The sequence below is a fragment of the Flavobacterium sharifuzzamanii genome (assembly GCF_003254585.1).
Taxonomy (GTDB): domain Bacteria; phylum Bacteroidota; class Bacteroidia; order Flavobacteriales; family Flavobacteriaceae; genus Flavobacterium; species Flavobacterium sharifuzzamanii.
On record NZ_QJGZ01000042.1, the window covers coordinates 292,887 to 316,685 of the forward strand.

Annotated in this window: 15 protein-coding genes; 5 read left to right on the top strand and 10 right to left on the bottom strand. The window is 32.0% G+C overall.

All coding sequences use genetic code 11. From position 1 onward, the window contains the following. Positions 1-47 precede the first annotated feature (47 nt). From DMA14_RS21025 to DMA14_RS21035, 3 genes are all read left to right on the top strand, one after another. Entirely contained in the window at positions 48-2,744 is a 2,697-nt protein-coding gene (locus DMA14_RS21025; RefSeq protein ID WP_157957746.1) for a KAP family P-loop NTPase fold protein, read from the top strand. A 129-nt stretch (positions 2,745-2,873) separates the two neighbouring features. Beyond that, positions 2,874-5,402 carry an McrB family protein gene (locus tag DMA14_RS22945; protein WP_203418350.1) on the top strand — a complete coding sequence of 843 codons (2,529 nt, stop codon included), beginning with the start codon at positions 2,874-2,876 and terminating at the stop codon, positions 5,400-5,402. Then, on the top strand, positions 5,395-6,633 hold the full coding sequence (locus tag DMA14_RS21035) for an McrC family protein (RefSeq protein ID WP_111426455.1): 1,239 nt from the start codon (positions 5,395-5,397) through the stop codon (positions 6,631-6,633). Before DMA14_RS22945 ends, DMA14_RS21035 begins: the two co-directional genes overlap by 8 nt. A gap of 486 nt (positions 6,634-7,119) precedes the next feature. Here DMA14_RS21035 and DMA14_RS21040 read toward each other — a convergent pair whose 3' ends face one another. Further along, positions 7,120-10,590: a patatin-like phospholipase family protein gene (locus DMA14_RS21040; protein WP_157957747.1), complete on the bottom strand. Its 3,471-nt coding sequence runs from the start codon at positions 10,588-10,590 to the stop codon at positions 7,120-7,122. Between the two features lie 611 nt (positions 10,591-11,201). Between DMA14_RS21040 and DMA14_RS21045 the strand changes: the two genes are divergently transcribed. Together DMA14_RS21045 and DMA14_RS21050 are read left to right on the top strand one after the other, a co-directional pair. After that, complete coding sequence (locus DMA14_RS21045; protein ID WP_111426456.1) at positions 11,202-11,492, top strand: hypothetical protein; 291 nt, start codon at positions 11,202-11,204, stop codon at positions 11,490-11,492. 10 nt (positions 11,493-11,502) lie between these two features. Continuing rightward, positions 11,503-11,967, top strand: coding sequence for a hypothetical protein (locus DMA14_RS21050; RefSeq protein WP_111426457.1), 465 nt, complete (start codon positions 11,503-11,505; stop codon positions 11,965-11,967). A 12-nt stretch (positions 11,968-11,979) separates the two neighbouring features. Here DMA14_RS21050 and DMA14_RS21055 read toward each other — a convergent pair whose 3' ends face one another. The 9 genes from DMA14_RS21055 to DMA14_RS21095 all read right to left on the bottom strand — a co-directional run bounded on the left by DMA14_RS21055 (position 11,980) and on the right by DMA14_RS21095 (position 23,665). Next, positions 11,980-13,158, bottom strand: a complete 1,179-nt coding sequence (locus DMA14_RS21055; RefSeq protein ID WP_111426458.1) for an MFS transporter — start codon at positions 13,156-13,158, stop codon at positions 11,980-11,982. A gap of 46 nt (positions 13,159-13,204) precedes the next feature. Next, positions 13,205-14,425, bottom strand: a complete 1,221-nt coding sequence (locus tag DMA14_RS21060; RefSeq protein WP_111426459.1) for a DUF763 domain-containing protein — start codon at positions 14,423-14,425, stop codon at positions 13,205-13,207. 223 nt (positions 14,426-14,648) lie between these two features. Further along, positions 14,649-15,740 carry an AI-2E family transporter gene (locus tag DMA14_RS21065; RefSeq protein ID WP_111426460.1) on the bottom strand — a complete coding sequence of 364 codons (1,092 nt, stop codon included), beginning with the start codon at positions 15,738-15,740 and terminating at the stop codon, positions 14,649-14,651. 86 nt (positions 15,741-15,826) lie between these two features. Continuing rightward, positions 15,827-16,531: an ion channel gene (locus tag DMA14_RS21070; RefSeq protein WP_111426461.1), complete on the bottom strand. Its 705-nt coding sequence runs from the start codon at positions 16,529-16,531 to the stop codon at positions 15,827-15,829. A gap of 60 nt (positions 16,532-16,591) precedes the next feature. Beyond that, positions 16,592-18,160, bottom strand: coding sequence for an MFS transporter (locus DMA14_RS21075; RefSeq protein WP_111426462.1), 1,569 nt, complete (start codon positions 18,158-18,160; stop codon positions 16,592-16,594). A 3-nt stretch (positions 18,161-18,163) separates the two neighbouring features. Further along, positions 18,164-19,228 (bottom strand): HlyD family secretion protein, encoded by a 1,065-nt coding sequence (locus DMA14_RS21080; protein ID WP_111426463.1) that lies wholly within the window; start codon positions 19,226-19,228, stop codon positions 18,164-18,166. An 11-nt stretch (positions 19,229-19,239) separates the two neighbouring features. After that, on the bottom strand, positions 19,240-20,586 hold the full coding sequence (locus DMA14_RS21085; RefSeq protein ID WP_111426464.1) for a TolC family protein: 1,347 nt from the start codon (positions 20,584-20,586) through the stop codon (positions 19,240-19,242). Between the two features lie 432 nt (positions 20,587-21,018). Next, positions 21,019-22,491 carry an aminotransferase class V-fold PLP-dependent enzyme gene (locus DMA14_RS21090; protein WP_111426465.1) on the bottom strand — a complete coding sequence of 491 codons (1,473 nt, stop codon included), beginning with the start codon at positions 22,489-22,491 and terminating at the stop codon, positions 21,019-21,021. A 184-nt stretch (positions 22,492-22,675) separates the two neighbouring features. Further along, positions 22,676-23,665 carry a TlpA disulfide reductase family protein gene (locus DMA14_RS21095; protein WP_111426466.1) on the bottom strand — a complete coding sequence of 330 codons (990 nt, stop codon included), beginning with the start codon at positions 23,663-23,665 and terminating at the stop codon, positions 22,676-22,678. Positions 23,666-23,799: the final 134 nt, after the last annotated feature.

The window sequence follows — 23,799 nt, forward strand, 5'->3', positions numbered from 1 at the left end:
CAGTAAAGCAACTCGTAATTAGAGCTAAAATAATACAAATTTAAATCGTGAGAATAATTAGAATTAATACAAATTTTATAGTAATATTTATTACATCAATAGCACTTTCCCTTTTTTTTATTGAACCTATTAGCAACCTAATTATTAAAATTGGAGAAGTTGTTGATAGCAATTCACTATCATTTCAGCTGGGGTATTTCTTGAGTATAGGATTGTTAATGACAGGTTATACTTATTCTCTAAATAATAGATTTATTCAAAATAAACAAATAACTTTTTTTTTATTCTATATAACTTCATTGTACCTCCTATTTCGCTTCTTATTCTGTAATTTGATTTTTTTTTCTAAAATTTATGAATCACTTAGATATGCAGATATAATCATAATTATTTGTCTATTCCATATTTTAAATCTAATCATAGTTGAGTTAAAATATAATTTCATATTACAAAAAACTAAAAATAAATCATACTTTATAGAAGATGGAATTTATATAGATGGGGAAATTGATAATGAAAAGATACTACAGAAACTAATCGATGTTGTCACTAATTTCAAACCAGATTCAGCCTTTAGCATTGGAATCAATGCAGTTTGGGGTTACGGAAAGAGTAGCTTTTTACACAGATTTAAAAATGAATACCAGAGAAAAAACATTAATGCCATTATTTTTTGGAACAGGATATGGAAAAACAAGGGATCAGTTGCGATAATTGAAAATTTCTTTGAGGAGCTTAAAAATAATCTTAAACCTTTCTCTTCTGAAATATCTGGAGATATTAATAATTATGTTGATTCTATATTAAAGCTATCAGACACGGATTTACATAAAATTATTAGTTCAGGAAGAACAGTTCTTAATGAAAATTCGACATTGGAAAAATTTTACACTGGAATAAATGATAATATAAAAAAAATAGATAGACAGGTAATTATTCTTTTAGATGACTTAGATCGATTAGAAAAACCTGAAATAATGGATACATTAAAATTAATTAGGACATTATCAGATTTTAACAATGTGATATTCATTGCTGGTTATGATAGAAAATATATTGTAGAAACTATTGAAAGTCCAAAAAATAATTATTTGGATAAGATTTTCAATGTCGAAATCAATTTATTACCTTTTGATGAACAGTTAATAATAGATGAATTAATTAGATTAGTTGAAATTTCATTTCCTCACAGCCAAAAAGAATCTGATGAAGTAGGCTTTAACAAATCTTTTAAAGAGCTTTTTAGCTTTGAAAGTATTTCTTTAAGCGATATAAATCTCGGTAATTTATTACAGACACAATCTATCTGTACGGTTCGAGATTTAAGATATCAAGATTTTTTAAAGACATATCGTGATGTTAAAAGATTTTTTAATGAATTTAAATTCAATTCGGATTTTTTAGATAGTGAATTTGATGTAGTTGGAAAAGAATATATACTACTAAAACTTTTGAATTATCGTTTTCGAGATTTAAATAATGTCCTCTTTCCTCATATAAATAGATTATTAACCAAGAGTACTTTAGATGAAGTTAATAATAATTTGCATTTTGAAAATTCATCTACTAATAATGTCTACGTTTATGACGCTGAAGCACAAAAAAGAATAAGTGCAATATTAACAAATTATAATACAGACGATATTGAGATAATAAATTCTGTCTTATGCCGATTATTTGGAACTAAACCTGTGTCTTTTTATCAGAACAATCAAAACTCAATTTCTAAAATATACTACACTGAAGTTTATATAAGAAATAATATTGCTGGTGGAAAAATTTCATTATCTGATTTACAACATAAATTTTCAACTTCATCATTAATAAAAATAGCGAAAGACATCAATAGATCAACAGATTCAAAATTTCAAATTTCAAACGAATTGAAACAATTTATTTTTAATAATGAGCCACAATCTAAAGATCAATATTTAGACTCATTAAGAACTTTGAATATCTTAGTACAATATGGAACCTCAATTGATGATCAAAAAATAATTGATATTTTGCGTTTAGGATTTCATAGGTTCTATTTAAAAGATAAAAACACATTTTTATTTGAACTTTTAAAAATATTAAAAAATGAACCTATTGGGTATTTAGATAAGCTTTTGAGTGAAATTAATATGAATTTCAAACGCAAGGAAAGTAATTCCGATTATGACGAAAAAATTAAGCAATTTGAAAACAATGAATTTTTAACATCTGATATAAAACATATATTTTATGAAAAGATAAAAGACCTGATTGAAAAAAAGCAGAGCCCTGATATTATAACAACAATTTATAATTTATTTGTAGAAAAAATTGTCGCGGATAAAAAAATAATTAGAGATAAGGATCTTAATAAATTATTAAAGCTAGATATTACCCATCGTTTCAAAGATTACTTTACTTCGGTACTTTTTGAATCTGTTAGAGAAAAAATGGATGAAACGATTGGTGAATTTATTGGTTATGAACCAAATTTTACACTTTCACAAATTTTTTCTAATCCAAAAACTCAAGAATTAGTTATTAAAAATCCGAATGATATATCTATACTTGAAAAATTTTATCATGAAGGATGGGATAATTTCAATTCGTTTATTAATAACTTAAATGTAACTGAGCAGAATTTCGGAGCAGACATTCAACAAAAAATAGAGTTTATGAAAAAATTTGTACATGCATACATTAAAAATAATTATAAACCACTGAATAACAAACAATATGAGGGGATTATTAATGAATTGCCCTTTTAAATAAAACGTCGGAAAATATTTTACGAGAATTAATTAAAAAAATGAGTTTTAAATAATAGCTCATCTTAGAGCTATAAAAAAGAGGATAAATGTTTATATGTTTTTTGTAAAGCTCTTAATAATTTAAATATGAACAAAATCACAAAAGAACATATACTATCTGCAATTAAGGAAATTGATCAAAATGGCATCCCTACAAGCAGGCAATCAAGCACATATGATTTAATCTACGAGAATAAGTTTTATCCTCCAAAACTAATAATTAGTATAGCCAATCGTTTTGCAACCGGAACAGAACTCGACCCGAATACTTTTGCAGGAGGCCTCGATACGCCAGCTTTTCAATTATTAGAAAACGAAGGATTCAAGATAATAACTAAGTCAAAAAATAAATTAGCTTCTATCACGAATTTTATTAGCCTTATAATTCCATTAAAGAATCATCTAAAAAATAGTACTTCAATAACTCGAGATTTTACAATCAGTGAACATAAACCTAAAGCTAAATGGGTATGGATTTCTGATGCTGTAAATGTAATTGGTGACTATAATTGTCATTATGAAATAATAGAAAGAGGGGATAATGTTAAAAACGAAATAAAAAAAGTATCAGTCGAAATTCATTTTGAAGATAAATTCAAAAAAAACTATTTTGATAAGCTAAAAGATATTTTACCAAATAATACTTATCGAAATGACAAACATCGGCCAGGTATCAGTATTAGCTATAAAGACAGCTTTTCTTATGATGATCCTGATCTTTTAAATAAAATTGAGGATGCACTTCTTTATTTTGAAGAAAATTTGGGAGATACAATTCGTAAAATAAAAACTGAAATGAACAAAATAAATGTAAAGGAAAAGTTTATTAAATGGTTTGTAGAAAACGATGGTAAAGCAACTAACTATTTCTCTCAACAATTCAGTTCAAATTTAGATCGCTTAAAAACAGAAATAAATCAATATGAAGAAGTTTATAAAAATGATTTCAATGCTGAGCTATTTGTTATAGAAATTAAAAATTATAAAAGGCAAATAGAGGTAATTAAATCTAATATCTACAATAAGTCTTTAAGTTTCGCAAAATATAGTAAAGAGAAAAGTAATGATCGACCAAGGGCAATTTTAGGCAACAAAAACTATATTAAGTTCTTGAATCAATATTTTGAAAACAATCAAAATTCAGAAGATAATGCAACCAAAAATAACAATGTGAAAATGTATTTAAATCAAATTTTATATGGTCCACCTGGAACAGGAAAGACTTATAGTACAATCAATGAAGCATTATTTATTCTTGATCCTTCAAACCATGAAAACTTAGATTCTAGGAGAAGAAAAGAATTAAAAGAAAGATTTGAAAGTTATATTAAAAATGAACAAATCGTTTTTACTACTTTTCACCAAAGTATGTCCTATGAAGATTTTATAGAAGGAATAAAGCCACATACAAAAAATGAAAAAGTTACTTACGCTGTAGAAGATGGTGTCTTTAAATCTTTGGTAAAAAAAGCATTGGTTGAATACATTAGAAAAGACGATGTAAGTGTAGAAACAAACAGTTTTGATACCCTTTATAATGATTTTGTAGAAAGTATAAAGCCTTTAGAAGGAAAAAAAGAAGGAACGTTTACAACAAAAACCGGTGTTGAAATTATGCTTGTGGAGGCAAGTAAAACTTCAATTCAAGTTAAATATGTTTGGAGTAACAACAAAAAAGAAGCTGAAGGGGTTAATGTTTTTACAGTTAGCAAAGAGAAGCTAAAAAAGGTATTATTAGAAGAAATTGACCCTTCCAAAATTAAAAATCTAAAAACAGAACTGCATCCGCTGATAGGTCATATTCATTGCGAGCTTTTTGCCGTTTATAAAAAATTCTATGAGTTTGTTACAGCAAACAAAGGAGTAATTGAAACACTACATTATGATTATGACGATTTATCTTACGAAGAGATTAAAGAACAATTTGATTTACTGAGTAAAGAAGAAATTAGACAAAAAAATGTAAAACCCCACATAATAATCATTGATGAAATTAATCGTGGTAATGTTTCTCAAATCTTTGGAGAACTAATTACCTTGATTGAAGATGACAAACGTTTAGGAAAAGAGGAAGCCATAGAGGTAACTTTGCCATACAGTAAAGAAAAATTTGGAGTTCCGTCCAATGTTTATATAATTGGAACGATGAATACCGCAGACAGAAGCATAGAAGCGTTAGATACCGCATTACGACGACGTTTTTCATTTACAGAAATAATGCCTGAACCTGAACTATTGGAGGAAATCTTATTTAGTGATTTCACTTTAGCTGAAGTTTTAGAGACTATTAATCAGAGGATTGAAATATTACTTGATCGAGATCATACTATTGGTCACTCTTATTTTTTAAAAGTCAATAGTAATGATACGGAAGAATTAACATCAGTTTTTCAAAATTGTATCATTCCATTACTACAAGAGTATTTTTATCATGATTACGAAAAAATAGCATTGATTTTAGGAGAAGGATTTGTGAAGATAAAAGAAAATAAAAATATTCGATTTGCTTTTATTGATGGCTTAGGGCAACCAGAAATAACAAAACAGTTTGAATTAATCAACTATATTGAAAATATTGAAGAAGCCATAGTATTACTTTTGAATAAAAATGATTAATAAAACTTTAAGAATACAAGTTTTTGAACACAGTACTCTCCATTACGGAAGGGCATATAAAAATGTACCTTTTAAGGAAAAACATTTTAATTCATTAGTAAAACTAAATGAATTACATGATAGCAAATACTTTACTGTAATTCACAAAGGATTAAAATTCAAGCATTTTGTTGGAGTTGTTCAGGTTGATGGTCTTACAATTGAAATTTTACCCAAAATTGACAATAACAGCGAAGATGAAAATGTTTGGCAAAATGTTTTAATTGAAATGCTTCGAGTTACTAAGAAGCTTAAGGTACAAAAAGTAGGCGAAGCAAACGTAAGCAAACAAAACATTCATCTGCTCGATATTTATTTCGAGTGGTTTTTAAATGAAGTACAATTATTAATTCATCAAGGTTTAATTAAACAATATTACAAGGAAATCAATAATGTAAAAGCCTTAAAAGGGAAACTGGAATTTTCGGGACATATAAGTAAAAACCTTGTTCATAAAGAACGATTTTACACCACACATCAAGTATATGGCAAGGATCATTTGGTTCATCAAATACTTTCACAAGCATTGTGCATTGTGGAAGAATGTTCTAAAGGAAATTATTTATACAGTAAATGTAAAACAGTGCAATTGGATTTTCCAGAAGTAAAAACCATTAAAGCCAATGAATCTACTTTTACTAAGATTCCTAAATCAAGAAAAACAGCTCCGTATGAAACTGCTTTAGCAATAGCAAGGTTAATTATTTTGAATTATGCCCCAAGTGTTTCCCGTGGATCTGAACGTATGCTCGCCTTATTATTTGATATGAATACTCTTTGGGAGGAATATATTCTAACTAGACTCAAACACGCCTCTAAGGATCTAACCATTCTTGGCCAGGATTCAAAAGTACTTTGGAATGGGATTACAATTCGTCCAGATATTGTAATTAAAAAAGACAATGAAAAATTTATAATTGATACAAAGTGGAAAAACTTAGATTATAGCAAACCATCTACACATGATTTACGTCAAATGTATGTCTATAATGATTATTGGGAATCTACAAAAGCAATGTTACTTTATCCCTCAAATAAGACGGAATTTAAAGGATTTAAAAAATTTGAGGGAGACGATTCAAAACATAAATGTGGTTTATGCAAAATTTCTATCTTCAGAACAGGTGAAAATAATTTAAACGATAAAATTGGAGAGGAAATTATTAATTGGTTTATTGAAAAAATTCACTGAAAATACATAATCTATTTCTTGTAAAAATAAATTAGACTTAAAACTTCTTTATAAGAAATTTTCAATATTTGCTAAAAAATAAAGTTATTATTATTCTTATCGTTTATTTATCAATATATTATTGGATAAAAAAAGTGAGGAGTCGATGGCATTTACATTTATTGTAAGTTTAAAATATTCAACTTTTTCAAGGTGTTCAACTGTCGAACACCTTGAACCATTTTTTTGGGTGTTTTTAATTCTAAAAAAGCTATTTTATAACAAAAAAATCAAAGAGAAAAAAAGATTGAAAATTTAAACTAAGTATCAAAAACCAAAAACTCTCTAAATATAAGGCTTCACGGCTTTTTCTCAAGCTTATCTATGAACATTAATATAGGTATTAGGTGTTCGATTGTAATCTCGTCAAGTCCACAAAAAAGCCTGTAAACTCTTTGTTTACAGGCTTTTTTTTATGCTAAAAAACATACTTTTCATTATCAAAGATCAAGGCAAGTATAATTCGCTTATATCTTTAATGGAATAATAACCTAATTTACGATAACTCTCAAACTGTGCTTCGTCAAAAAATTGATCTCCTGTTGATTGTTGTGGAAAATCTGGATTCGCCAAAGCATATTCCCTAATATCAGCTGGTTCCTCACCTGTCACAACAGTTTTGATATATATGAGCGTTCCAATATCTTTTTTATCGCCTGGATACTTAATAGCTCCTTTGGCTATATGACTCTTTCCTTTAATAATATCATCAATTGAAATATCAATATCAACTCCAAAATCTATTCGGCATCGTCTTATCGCATTTGCAAGCCCTTCGCATGTTCCTTTATTATCCTGCTCTGCATCACCCAATAAAATATAGTGACAACGTCTTCTTATAAGTTCATATAAACCTGTATTGTCAAAATGACCGCCATCGGAAAGACAAACATACTTCATATTAATATCTGACTTACCAATAAGATCTCGCATTAAATACAATAAGCCAAATACTGGATCAGGATTCTTCCATTTAGCTAGTCTCGGATTACCAATCCACCAGCCTAGACGCAGATTAAAAAGCGTAAGTAAAAATGCCATAGTAGAAGAAGAATGATATCCCCAATTTGGGTTAACTGCGGCGCCCGATATTGCCATTGCAGTTCCCATGGTTGGTCCACCATTCTTATTCGAGAACTTATTTGTTGGTCTGTATCCATATTCATATATTCGATCTACATTATAAGTCGAAGAACGTGTCGGACTAAAATCATAGCCGCAATATAATGGAGAAAAAACAAATGATTCCCCCTTACGATCCTGTCTGTCTAAAGCAGAAACTACAGTAGCATTGAGTGTGGCATTTATAAGCGGAAGAGGTCCAAAATAACCATCCTTAACAGTCATTGAGGACAGTAAAATATCATCATAAGCATCAAATCCAGTAAATGCATTAGCAGTCTTTATTCTTTCTTCTCTGCTACGAGTTGCCCCCATAAAAGCTCTAATTAGCCTATTTCTATAAAAATGATGTAATGAAAATTCATTGACTCCCACTCGCCAACTTACTAGAGCTGTAACAATTAATAAACTTATGGTAATCCAAAAAAATTTGACATAGTTTTCTTTTATATTCGGAAAAAAATTAAATCCTTCTATTTTTTCTAAAATCCAAGAACCTATTAACAGAACTCCTATCATAAAAACAAACGGCACGACTTTAAGCAAAATATCAACATAGCTTTTCTTTTTGCTTTCAGTTTCATCCGCAGCTTCAAAAGCTTTTTTCATACCCCATCCAATAAATCCAACCCATCCAGTCCAACCCCAACTTGGTGGGATTTCCCAATCCATTTTGGAGTATTTCTCCCATAGATCAGGCATAATCAAAGAAGCAAAACTTATGATAATCCAAAAAAGTATGAAACGATGAACCAAACCACCTATTCTACCCCACCATTCTCTTCGATAATCAGGAAACAGATTCCCCATTAGTGCCATTCTGATAATCACAGCTATAGAGAATATTTCAAGAATACAAGGAATACCGATAACAAAAAATACTTTACAAGAATTTGAATAATGCTCTATAAACAAATTGTAAATAATATTTGTATTGGACCAAAAAACTATCAAAAGAAATACTAGCACAGCCGATGCTATAAGAGAAGATAAGGCAATTGCCCAACCAACTTTTTTCTCAAATATTTTTTTAGATTCTTGAATTTCATCTTTAGTGTAATCATTTTTTTCTTCTTTTGGCGTAACATTTCCTACTCCTCTTTTCATGAGATCCCATCTTTTATGGTAATTACCCCAAACAGCTACCCAGATAAAACCTGAAAATGCCGCACAAAAAACTAAACCTATAAACCAAAATTTATCATTTCCAATAAAATTTGGATTATATGCCGCAAAATAAGTACTAATAATTAATGCACTAAATCCGCCCCAAATCAGAATTATATTAGGAATAAAAGTTCCTAACTTAAATTTTCTCGTAAAATTTATTATTGATTTCCTCAAATTTATTAACCATAGTTTATGTGATTCTTTTTCTTCATCACTATAAAAAGTACGCATTGGAATCGCAACAATTAGAGAACCTATTATCAATATGATACTGCTCCAAATAGAAACACATAAAATGCTTTGTTGCGTTATACTTTCTCTAACCCAATCCCAAAAAGAATAAATAGTATAGATGCAAGACAGAATAGTCAATAATGTCAGTAACAATACGGTTTGATTAATCATTGTATTACGCACCCAGGTCATACCAGAAGTCCATGCATCTGGAGACATTATTCCAACATTTGGAGATAAATAATTACTGAACATTCTAAGCCATCGTATTGGACGGACTTCATCTGCTAATGGATCACCAGATTTATCAGGAGAAAGACGATCATTAATTTTGCTAAAAGAACCCGATCTCTTTACCCATGAATTAAACCAAGTTCCAATATAACCGCCACCAGATACAGTTGAGATATAATCAAATCTGTGGAGTGCATTTAGTGCTGCTAATCGTTGTAGAATACCCAGATTAAAAGTGGCAGACCTGATTCCTCCTCCTGAAAAAGCAAGTCCCATAAGTTTCATCTCACTTGCTTCTCCCACAGCATCAAAAACTTGCTCTGCTTTAATAGAATGGGATGCTAAGGTTTCGCTTTTATAATCATTGTTTACCGAAACTTGATTTAATTCTTTATCCCTTGCTTTTCGTGCCCTAGAGATTTCTATTAACTCATCTCTAAAGAGTGTTTCAAAGGGAAGTGAACATCCATTTTTTATTAATTTTTTGAGCAATTCTTGATCATTTTTGAGGTAAGATTGGGCAAACTCTGCCTCTTCACTTTTCCAAAACTCAGCATGTTTATCCTTATCTTCCCTAGTCAGTAAATCATGATCACTAAAAGTTACCACTGTTTCTGATTCTTTTTCGAATATTCTCTTTAGATAAAATTGATAAAGTCTTATCGTATAATCTTTCTCTTTTTTTAATGTTATAGCCAAAATTACCTGTACTGGCATATATTCTAATAATTCTACCAATTCAAGACGTTTGTCTGACTCCTTATATAAAATGTGCCTGATTTTCTCCCTCCAAAAAAATGGCGGTTTAAACAAATTTAATTTTGATGTTTCCTTATCAGATAATAGATCGATCTTTTTTTCATCTATCAATATATTTTCAGAAAGCCAATCTAAAAGTGAAACAGTCCTCTTAAAATATATCCTGGCAAGATCCTTAGTGTTTGCTTTTGTAGGACTATGCCAAACCAAATCTCTAATTTTCTCTTTTTGATTAGGAGTTAAATTATCAATAAGCAAATTACATACAACAAACGATTTCCGCTCTGTAATATTTTTCAAATTGTCCTGCACATTTACTTTGGGCTGGCTTTTTAAAATATCTTGAAATAAGGTGATATATGAAACCGCTTCTGCTGTAAGATCTGTTACTATATCCATGGTTATTTGTTTTTAGAATCTATTAAATTTGATATCAAGGAATATCTCAGGAATTTTCAATTCTTCTTTCTAACCCTATAATCGATATAAGAATATGCTAATCGTATATAGTGAAAATGCTTGACAATGACATTTTATAACTTAAAAATATCATTTTGAATATTAGCATAAAACATTGGATTTGTTCTGCTCTTTTTTCTAAAATTGCAAGGAGTAGGCTTGTAAGGAACTATTAATTTGTAGGAACAAATTTAATAATAATATCCGAAAAAGAAATAAGTACAATTACCTGTTTTTCAAATAATTAAACACAACAAATCTTCCCAAATAAATTAAAAAAAGAAGATTTCAATAAATATAAATCAGGATATTTTTATATTCCATAACAGTTTAATTATACTGCTCCAAACAATAACACAAAAATTCTCTTAAATCCTTTTTAAACAAAAAATTATAAAATCCATTTTTTATAACTAAATTTTCGTCTCAAATGAAAATTTGATAAAACTGTAAGGAAATTATATAAAATCGTTAGCCCTCTTACAATGTAATTTTAGAATAATCTAATTAAAGAATTAGCCACAATTATTCATTCATTAAAACTGATTAATATGAAATCTGAAAATTACACATCTGAAGAATTTGGATTTGAAATGAATTCTTACGAAGAACAGCCTCTGCTAAATTATGATGATTATCTCGCGGGAGATTATACTGATAGACTAACAGCTTCAAATCACTACAATCTAGAATTGGGAGAATTGGAAGATAATCTTGAATATGATTTTCATTCAGAGTATGATGAAAATGACTGGGAGGAAGAAGAAAATTCAAATGAAAATCTTGCAGGAGAATACGATAAGAATGAAGAAAAGCCGGGAAGTTTCGAAATGTTGAGCTAAAAATACTGTTATGAAAAATTTGTGTATACTTCTAATTTCCATTTTCTTTTTTTCATGTCAGCAGAAGGAAAACAAAGAAGCTTCTGCTGAATCACCAATACCTGTTGTTCAAAAAGAAAAAAAACAGGAGAACAAACAAATAGGCGACACTATTTTTATGAATTTTAAAAATGAAGAAAATGCGTTTGTAGCTGAAGGCCATTTAGATTCTCTAAATTCAAAAGTTTACGTTCAATTTAAAAATGAAGAACTGGGCGAATTAAACGCTCAAATAATTCCAGATGGAGGAAAAGGAAACATCCGTTTTAATCAAATTATTTTTCCTGATAAAAGCTCAGACGGACCTTTTGGAATGGACTTGAAAATTCCGCTCAAACAAAAAGGAACTCACGTTTTAATAATCGGACATTCTTTAATGGCCGATAATCCTTATTATGGTAAATTTAAAGTACAGTTAGATATTAAAAAAGAATAAAGCGCTAGAAAATTACGCTTTAATTCTCTTTTTATTTCTTGCCCAATAAGTCAGATATATAATTCCTAAAATTAACACCAATATATCAAATCTAATGATTTGCGGAATACGATTGATTTGATCGTTATAGTAAGTTCCTCCTAAAAGAGCTCCCAAACCAATTCCGAGTTCCATAGAAATATACATAGTTGCAACCGCTTTTCCTCTATGTTCAGGATTGCTCATATCTATGGTCCATGCGCTAATTGCTGGTGACAAAATACCGGTACCAATTCCGTAAATTCCGGCTCCAATCAATAACATATTAATATCTCTTCCTGAACTTATTATAAAAAGTGCAATCGAAGTTATGATTAATCCAGCCATTATCACTTTTGGTCGGCCATGTTTATCTGAAACTTTTCCTGCTGCAAAACGAACCATAACTGAAGCTACCGTAAAAGCGGTAAAAAATATTCCTTTATTTGTTGCTCCCAAATGCTCACTCCAATCTGGTATTAAAGTTAAAATAAGTCCGAAAGCTGTGTACGAAAGAAAAGTAATAATTCCTGCTGGAAACACATTTTTATCTACAATATCATTTCTTCCGATAATGAACATTGATCTGTTCAATTTTTCTTTCGTCGCAAGAGTTTCTTTCATATTCATTACAATAATAATAGAAAAGAACGCTAGAAAAGATGAACAGTAAAACATCACATTGATTCCATAATTATTTACAATCATACTTCCCAGCGCAGGCCCCAATGCCCCACCAATGCTAAAACATAATCCGTGCATTCCGAGTGCTTCTCCCCATCTATGCTGCGGAATAATATCTGCCACATAAGCCGATGTTGATGTTGGTTTAAATCCCGTAGAAAAACCATGAACCAAACGCAACAATAAAAATCCTGAAACAGAACTCAAAATTGGATACAGAAATCCACATACCACACAAACCGAAGATCCTATCGCCATAACAGGAACACGCCCCCATTTATCGGTAAGCTTACCGCTGAAAGGTCGAGAAATTGCAGCCGTTAATGTAAACAATGAGATAATAAGTCCTTTATATTCTGCTCCTCCCAAACTGCTTAAATAATTAGGAAGTTCTGGAATCATCATGTTAAAACTTGATGAAAATAGTAAGGAACTCAAACAAAGTAAAATGAATTGTAAGGTATAGATTGATTTTTCGTTTTGTGACATTATTGGATTTTTATATAACTAAAGGCTGATAGAAGTTTATAATTCTTTAAAATAATTCCAGCTGATTGTTGGGGTTTATAGGTTTCTTTTTAGGAGGTTTTTCATCGCCAAAAACAGTTCTTCCTCCATATTTATGAGATTCCTCTCTTTCTCTTTGAATTAAAGCATCAAAATTAGAATTTGGCGTAAAACTTTCTTCTGCTTTTCTTGAAATCTCAGATAGTTTTTGAATAGCACTTAGTTTATCGCTATTTCCAATTTTAGCACGATTAATAGCTCTTTGTAGCGTATCAATAGTTTCATCGTAGATTTTAACGGGAACAGGAAACGGATGTCCATCTTTTCCGCCATGAGCGAAAGAAAAACGAGCCGGATCTTCAAATCGTGTTGGAGTTCCATAAATGATTTCGCTTACAAGAGCCAAAGACTGTAAAGCTCTTGGTCCCATTCCTTTTAAAAGTAATAATTCTTCAAAGTCTTCAGGCTTGTTTTCGTGAGTAGCCCAAAGCATGGCACCGAGTCTTTTCATATTCACATCTTCCATTCTCACATCGTGATGCGCTGGCATAGAAAGATGCTGCATTTCTTTTATGATTTTAACTGGCGATTCTTTTACCAATTCTAAAATGCCTTCTCTAGATTTTGTAGCTTCATTTGCCGTAAGATTTAAAATCGATCCTTGATTTTCGCCATAAATAAAAGTATGCGGTTCATTTATAAAAGACTTTAAATCTTGCGAGTGCCAATGATATCTTCTGGCAGTTCGCGAATTCGGATTCATTCCCTGCTGAATAACAGCCCACTGCCCTTTGTTATCCACAATAAAATTATGCTGATACAATTGAAATCCGTCCTGAATAGCGGTATTGTCCACTTTTGCAGTAAGTCTGCTGCAGCTCGCAAGATTAATTCCGTCAAGGCCAGTTTTTTCACCGACAAATAAAAGTTCCTGCGGCGTTGCCATAGAATGTTTTCCCTTACCTCCGCAGATATAAATTCCAAGTTCTTTTGAATGTGGATTAACCGATTTTTTTAGTGCTCCAAGCACCGAAGTCGTAATTCCAGACGAATGCCAGTCCATTCCCATAACAGCTCCGAAACTCTGAAACCAAAATGGATTACTTAACTTACTTATAACCTCAGCAGTCGAAAATTCCATTGCAATCGTTTCTACAATTGCAAGACCAAGTTTAGACATTCGCTCAGCAAGCCATAATGGAACATGCCCATAATGTAAAGGAAGATCTGCTGTACCGGAACGTTTCATTTGCTGGAATTAGAATCCTGCAAAAATACTTTATTTAATTGTGAATTATAAATTGTGAATTGTTAATTATGGGCCTTTGGTTATTGGTTGTTGGTTGTTGGTTGTTGGTGTTGAGATCTAAAATGTTAATGTAACTTGCGAGTTATTGTCTATGAGCGTAATTAATCTATGAAATTGCTCCCCAGCATTTCACCATCAACAATCAACCACCAAAAATCAACAATTACACAATCTCAATATCATCCGCAGGTTCTTCAACAGGCTCTGCATTGTCATCTAGCCATGCCACAAACAGTTTGTAGCCTATTGAAAACACAATTGGTCCAACAAATAATCCGATGAAACCTGACATGATAAAACCACCAATCACACCTAAAAAAATCACAAGCATAGGTACAAGAGCTCCTTTTCCTAATAATAAAGGTTTTAAGACATTGTCAGACAATCCGCTGATGATAAAAAATATAGTCCAAAAAACGGCGTGACCAGAATCTCCAGTTGAGAAAAGATAAATGATAACTCCGATATTAATTATAATTGGTCCAATCTGTAAAATAGAAAATATCAAACAAATTAAAGTCAATATTCCCGCATACGGAATATCAGCCCAAAACAAGCCGATAGCTTGAATAATGGTCTGAATAACAGCAACTCCCAAAATCCCTTTAACCACTTGGTAAATAGTTGAAACCGAAATCGTCATAATTCCTTCAGCTTCATTTCCTGCAATTTTTTTCAAGAATTTCATAAAGAAAGCTTTTCCTCCTGGCGATACCAATAAAACTCCTGCAATAATAACTGAAAGTATAAATTGCAAAAATGCTGCACCAGAGCTTAAAATACTTGCCATTATTTTAGAAGACAATTCTCTTATCTGATCTTGATATTTAACAACACCTTGTTCTAAATCTGTTGACATTGAAAGCAAAAACTCATAAAGAGGCTTCCCAATTATAGGCCATTCTTTTATAGAAGCTCCCGGCGGACTAATTTTAAGCGTTCCTGCCTCAAAACTATTTTTCAGTTCTAAAAAATTTCCCGTTGCCGCTTTCAGAAAATAAATGAGAGGCAGCACCATAATGGCAATAATCAAAATAGTAATGACAACCGATGCCAATGCTTTTCGTCCTTTTAATATTCTCTGCAACGAATTAAATATCGGATAAAACACAACAGATAATATTACAGCCCACAGAATAGGCATAAAAAAAGGCAACAGCAGTTTAAGACAAAACCCAACAAGGAGAAATATGAAAAATAACTGTAAAATAGTATCAAATAGTTCTTTCTTTTTATTCGAATTGATTGTTTTCATGGTTATTGTTTTTAATGGTGAATGGTAATTGTAAGTTGTGAATTGTTAATGGTAAATGATTTCTTTAAATCCTTACTCTTGCTTCTCTAATCTTGCTTCTTCTCAGTCTTATTAATAGAAAAATTGGCATCTGAAACTAGTCTTCCAATTAAGATTATGGGATATAGAACTCCTGTAAGCACCTCAATCTGAACCAGGGAGCGCGCCAAAGGATGAAGAGGCGCTATTTCGCCAAAACCTGTTGATGTGATACATATATAACTGAAATACATAAAACTAGCCAGATCGCTATTGCTTGTAAATTTTGATTCTGTTATTTGAAAAGAACCATCAATATGCTGAAAAAGAAACAAATAAAGTGTAGACCAAAAATGAACCAGAAGCATATACACAACAATCGACCCCACAATACGATAAGTAGTTACAGGACCAGGCTCCAAAACTTTTATTAAAACCAAAGTAATGAGAAGCAGCATAATGGCAACCGAGAGAATTAGATCGGCAAAGAGGATAAAAATATTATGCTTAAAATAATTAATCCATTGTGTTATAATAAACAAAAAGGGAATTATAGAAATAAGAAAAGCTTGTTTTTTATGTTTTGATAAAGCTATAATTCCAGCAAAAAGAAATAGTATCCAAAATATATTAACTGCTGTCATAAAACGCATATAACTGCCAAAAAACGGAATGACAATAAAATGCATGATAAACAAGAGTATCAGCATACCACTGAGTCCTTTCTCTTGAGTCCAAATACGATATAAAAAACGGTCTTTTTGCACTATCATAATATAAATCAATGGTTAATATTTCTTTCTTCTTGCTACTTTACTCTTTACTCCTCACCCTCAAATCGGTATCGGCTCTACTTCTACTCTCCCTATTGGTCTACGCCAAAGTTTGAAAAGCAGGATTATAAAAATGGGCAGAAAACAAACCGCCGACATAACGAGATAAACATCTTTATAAGCCAATAATATAGAAGCCTGAGAGGTCTCATTAGAAAGGCTTTTTTCTGCTTTTTTCTGGGCTTCGGCATCTGATAATCCCATATATAAAAATTGCCTTTTCGAATTTTCTAACTGATTTTCCGCTTGTTTATTTATCGGACTCAACTGCTGGCTTAAACCTGTTTTATGCTGCACATTCATATTTGAAATAAAAGTTCCTAAAACAGCTCCTCCAAGTAAAGAAGCAAATACTGCCTGTGCTATAATTCCCGTCATCATGCGGGATGTACTCAAATTCGGAGGAATTCCTTCTGAAATATATAAGAGTGAAACAGGAAAAAGAAAACCCATTCCTAATCCTTTAAAAATTAATGGCAAATAAAAATCAGATGCGTCAATTCCTGGATAAAATCTGAAAAAAAGTATAATATGATACATTCCGTAGCAGGCAAAACCAATCACCCAAATCGTAGCCAGATAAATACGTTTGTATAAAAGGTAAGTCGAAAGCGGAATCGAAATGCATAATCCAATCAAAAGCGAAAGATGTGTAACCGCTCCCAAAACAGGATCAAAACCTAAAATATTGGTCATATAACCTGTTACGACACTTCCAGTTCCATTCATTATTCCGATATAAAACATCAAAAATGCGCCTGGAATCACATTCTTGAATTTATAAACATCAGGATTAATTAAAGGTTCTTCTGTAAAACGAACATGAAGCAGATAGATTCCTGCCACAATAAATAAAACTGCTGAAGCCAGCGTTATTTTAGGATCACTGAACCAATTTCTGGTCTGTCCCTCAGCACATAAAAAGAGAATAATGGTAAAAAATAAAATCAAGATGATCCAGCCTCTCCAATCAAATTGAAATTTGGTTTTCATAGGCGCCACATCGGCTTTATAAAAATACCAAGCCAAAATAATACAAATTAAAAAATTGACATTCAGGAAATAGATCCCAAACGTCCAGTTATGAAAACTCACAAAATGTGCTCCTAAATATTGATACAAATGCTGACTTCCTTTTTGTATAAACTGAAAAATTCCGTACATCAAAGCCATATTAAGAGCTGGATTATATTTCAATAAAATGGGCACCATTGAAGCAAATATTCCTATAATGGAAACAATCGCCAAAAGTGAACGGCACAAAACAAACCAAGCAATGGTCGGTGCAAATAAGGAAGCTGTATTGAAAAGCAGAGACAAAAACGAAACCGATAAAATCATGGTGCGAACCTTAATTTGTTTCCCTAGTTTTAATCCTAAAGGCACAAAAGCCAGCATAACAAAAATCGGAATGTAAACCGCATAACTAAAAGCAGTTGTTGAAGGTCCAAAGTGCCCTAATATCTGCGAATTGTCATAAGTCGTAACATTGAGTCCGTTAAAAAAAGGAATCGTCAGGATATACAATCCTGTCAGTGTAAAAACGCTTCCTTTTTTTCCTGCAAACATCTCTTATTTTTTTACATCAACTGTTACATTCATTCCGGGTCTTACTTCCTGAAGCTCTTTTGTGGGAGTTTCAAATTCAATTTTAACTGGGATTCTCTGGGTGATTTTAACAAAATTTCCTGTTGAATTATCGGGTTCTACCATTGAAAATTTGGCTCCAGTCGCAGGAGAAAAACCAGCCACTTTTCCTTTAAATTCTTTTCCGTCCAAGGCATCAATCGTAATGGTCACTTCTTGTCCTTGTTTTATTTTTTCTATCTGGGTTTCCTTAAAATTGGCTGAAATCCATAATTTTTCCGTCAGAACCATAGTAGCAATGGTTTGATTAGCATTGATTAACTCGCCAATAGACAAATTTCGTTCGCCTACAAAACCGTCAGCTGGAGCCAAAACAACCGTATAAGACAACTGCAATTTTGCTGCGTCAAGATCTGCTTTCTTTCTGGCAACCGTTGCTGTGGCAGCTTCTAGATTAATAGAACTTTGTTTGGTAATCGAACTGCTGGCATCCAAACCTTTTCTGCCTGCCTTAACATAAGCTTCTTCTGATTTTAATTTAGAAATAACTTGATCATACTGATTTCGCGTCACAGCCGAATCGGCATACATGTTTTTGAAACGCTGATAATCTTTTTGAGCTTTTTCTAAACTTGCCAAATCTCCAGCCAGCTTCTCTTTTCCCGAAGCCTGATTTGAAATCGAAGTCGTAATATTTTGTTGTAGCGAATGCAGATTCCCTTCGGCTATTGCCAAATCTGCTTCGGCCTGTTTGACTTTAATAATGTATTCTTCGTCATCTAAAACAACCAATGTATCTCCCTTTTTCACCTGCTGATTGGATTCAAATTTTATTTCTTTAATATGCCCCGTTGCACGTGCCGCAACATTGTTAATGTAAGCTTCAACTTGTGCATTATTGGTGGTTTCATAGGAACTGAAATCAAAGAACAAACTTAAAATCCACAATCCTCCTGCAATTAAAAAAACAAAAGACAGTACCGTGAGAATTGTGTTTCTCTTTTTTTCACTTTTCTGAACTGCTCCGTTTTGTGTATCTGCTTCGCTCATAACAAGAAGTTTTAAAGTTTGCCCATTGCATATTGAAGTGAGTAATATTGAATGATTAAATCTAAATTGGCGTTTACAAGTGAAATTCTAGAATTGTTTAATTGCAATTCAGCATCTACAATCTCGCTGATTAAAGCAAAATCGTTATCATATCGGCTTTTTACAATTTTATAATTGCTCATTGACAGCTCTACATCTTTTTTATAGGTTTTAATATTTTCTTTGCTTTCCACATATCTCACGTACGCATTTTTAACTTCGGTAGTAATCTGGTCTTTGGTAACTTCTAAAGCTATATTACTTTTATCGATTTCCAATTTATCGCTGCCTATACGGTGTTTCAGGTTATAGAAACTCGAAATATCCCAATTCAAAGAAAGTCCCGCTGCCCAGTAATTGAGGATATTAACATAATTGGGCCACTGCGCCGGATATTCGGTATTCAAAATTAAGTTTGCATTTAAGCTCGGTTTAAATCCGCTTTTGGTGAGACTTAATGAGGATTCTGATAATTTGATTCTTATATCTGCCCGTTTCATCTCTTCCCTATTCAGAAATGCTTCTTCTAAACTTTCCTGCAAATTCATATTTTCTGTCGGAATCATACTTTCTGCCACTTCAGGTTTCAGAATTGTGTTGGTCGGAAAACCGATTAATATATCCAGATAATTGCTGATAAGCTGAATGGTATTGGTGCTTCTAAAAACTGAAACCTTAAAATTAGATTGCTGCAGTTCGGTTCTCAAAAGATCACTCGTAAGATTCTGACCATTTTTCACACGCGATTTCAGCTGATTTATTCGGATGTCAGTATTGATAATATTCTGTTTCGTAACCTCAATCTGTCGGTATAATTTCTCAAGTGTAAAATATTGTTCTGTAATGGCATTTTTGACGTCGGCTTCAGTCATTTTTACAGCAGATACCTGCATTTCACTAATTAATTCCTGCTGATTAATTCTGGTATTAATGGCATTTCCAGCATAAATTGGGAGTGAAGAAATAATATTGGCAAAGGCCTGATGGTCGTAATAATCTACGGTTACATTTCTAGCATAAAATCCTTCATAAAGTTTAGGATCTCCGATATAATTGTATCCTCCGTTTAAACTGATTCTTGGCGCTTTTGCAATTTTTGCTTGACTGACATTTTCGTTAGCAATAGCCAAATCAGCATTTGCAAGTTTTAATTGCCGGTTATTTTTAATGCCTAATAAAATGGCTTCATCTAGTCTTATTTTTTTTGCAGATGCAAGACTGCTGGTATCCTGCTGCGCAAAACTTATATTGAGACAGCAGCTCAATATGAAAAGAGCCAAATGCTTTAAACGAAAAACTTTAAACCGCCAATAGCTCATAAGATTATATTGATTTAATTTTGCACTTTTGGGAAATTTGCAATCAACATTATTTAATATTTAGCAGAAATTTCGAGAGAATTAAATTTTAGCTAGGCGGAAAAAACAACGATTATTTGGATTCTGCTATCCCATCATTATGATTTTTGCATAAATTTAAACAATTATTAATCAACACCTTACAGTACAAACCCTCAAAATTGTTTCATTTTATAAATTGGAACAATTTTTAATGATTTAGAACTCCTTTTAAGCAAAAAAAATGCAACAATCAGATGGATCATTGCAATTTTAGAAAGAAATCAAAATGTAATTATCGGCGTATAAATATTATTTTTTTTTCTACCGATGAGATATTCCTACGGAATATTACCTCATTGGGAACCTGACAGGTTTTAAAAACCTGTCAGGTTAGAACTTAACTAACTATACTCAAACTAACTTAAACCATTCATTTACTTCTCTTGCAATGGTATCTTTAATCTCGGGATTCTCAAATTCATTTGAAACTGGATTATATTCATAATCTTTTTTCCATTTTTTATAATTTGAAGCGACTTTTTCAATCGCATCACAGATATAAAAAAGCTCTTCATTACTCATAATCGGATGAAGTGACAAACGCACCCAACCTGGTTTATTGGTCTGATTTCGCTGCAATAATTCATTTGTAATTTCCGCCGATTTCTTTTCGTTGATATTAAACAGATAATGCGCATAAGTACTTGCACACGACCAACCTCCACGAACCTGAATTCCGAAACGGTCATTTAAAAGCCTAACGATCAGATTATAATGGATATCTTCAATCACAAACGAGACACAGCCAATTCGCTCTGTGGTTAAATCGCCTAAAATGGATAAACCTTGTATTTTTTGAAGTCTCGAAAAACAAAGATCAAGCAGTTCTTTTTCTCTTTCTTTGATTTTCTCCACATTCATCTGCTCTTTCAATTCTAAAGCCAATGCGGTTCTAATAACTTGCAAAAATGCTGGAGTTCCGCCATCTTCCCTAACCTCTATAACATCACTATAACAATATTTTCCTAACGGATTAGTCCATCTTACATTTCCTCCGCCTGGATTATCAGGAAAATCAGATTGATATAATTTTTCATTAAAAACCAAAATACCGCAAGTTCCGGGTCCACCTAAAAATTTATGTGGCGAAAAGAAAATCGCATCCAATTGTTCTTCTGGATCTTTTGGATGCATATCGATTTTGACATACGGCGCTGAGGCTGCGAAATCTACAAAACAGAGTCCGCCGTTTTGATGCATGATTTTGGCTAATTCGTGATAAGGCGTAATAATTCCTGTAACATTCGAACAAGCGGTAAAAGAACCAATTTTTAAGCTTCTGTCTGCGTATTTTTTGATTGCTAATGAAAGAGCTTTTGGATCAACTAAATTATTTTCATCAGGTGGCAGAATAACTACTTCGGCATTTGTTTCATACCAAGAAACCTGATTGGAATGATGCTCCATGTGTGTGATAAATACCACAGGTCTATCTTCTTCCGATTTGGTTCGAAGCGCCATAATACGCTGCAATTTCGATAAAGCTGCTGTCATACCGCTTCCTGTAGTTACCAAAACATCCGATTCGTTGGCATTAACCGATTTTTTAATAATATCTCTCGCATGCTGATAGGCATAAGTAGAGGTTTTTCCAGTCTGACTTGAAAGTGAATGCGTATTGGCAATCATTGGACCAATTTTATTGAGCATTATATCTTCAATCGGCGCGTATAATCTTCCGCTGGCAACCCAGTCTGCGTAAACTAGATTTTGTTCTCCATAAACCGATTCAAAAGTATGGTCAATTCCTACTGTATTTTCTCTAAACTTAGAGAAGTAACACTCAGGTTCTGTTGGTTTTGTTGTTGGCTCAATAGCATTCATATCCTTGTCATTTTAATTAAATTTATTATTGATTAAATCTTTTTAAACACATAGGAACATAGATTATATTCTAAATAATAGATATTTGAAAAAATCTAGATTTTAACACATAGCTATGTTTGTTAAAACAAATGAAATGCCTTTTTAGATACAGAAAAACTATGTTTCTATGTGTTTAAATAAATTAGTTTGCCTGCCCTAAAAGTCTTTTTAATGTAGATTGCAACTCTTCTCCGTGCAGGTTTTTGGCAACGATTATTCCTTTAGAATCCACTAAATAATTTCCTGGAATAGCTCTCACACCATATAATTTGGCAACAGCACTGTTCCAGAAAAGCAAATCAGAAACATGTGTCCACGTTAAATTATCATCCTTGATTCCCTTAATCCAGTTTTCTTTCTTTTTATCTAAAGAAATTCCAACGATGTTGAATCCTTTATCATGAAATTCTTTGTACGCCGCTACGATATTCGGATTCTCTTTTCGGCAAGGACCGCACCATGAAGCCCAAAAATCTACCAAGGTGTAGCCTTTTAAATTATCATAAAGTCTAACTAGTTTTCCGTCAGGATCATTGGCTGTAAAATCTGGAGCTTTTTTACCTACTGCTAATCCGTCTAAAACAACAGCCAGTTCTTTTAATTCTTTCACGTAAGTGGTGTTTTGAAGACTTTTATCCAGCAAAGCAATATTTTGTGTAATCTGCTCTGGCGTTAATCTGTACGACCAGTTTCTGTATAATACATAAGCAGAAACAATAGATTTTGGATTTTCTGTTATGAATTTGCTGATTTCAACATCTTTGCTCTTTTTATAGCTTTCAAACAAATCTTGTGAAGCTGAACCTTCAACCACAGAGGCTGTATAATATTTCTTCGGACTCAATTTTACTGTAATCGGATTTTTTTCGAGGAAAATATACAATGGCGAACTTTCTGTATTGACGCTTAATCCGTATAAATCTGGTATTTTAACTTTTGTTTTAAAACTAAAGTTTCCGTCTTTTACTTTTGCCGAATCAATCGTGGTAAACATTTTATTGTGAAACTTCTGTAAGTAAACGTATTGCGCCACAGTATCTGCGACAGTACCTTTTAATTGTAAATTACTTTCCTGTGCCTGAGTTTGAACAACTCCAAGAAACAAAGCAAAACCTAATAGTATTTTTTTCATTTTATTTTTAGTTTTTAAGATTAGACAAAAGGGTTTCTGGCCGATGAAAAAACCATCAGCAGATTGTATTTTAAAAAGAGAATCTAAGGGAGAATTACTGTTTTTTACATTCGAAAAACGGCCAGACTATTTTC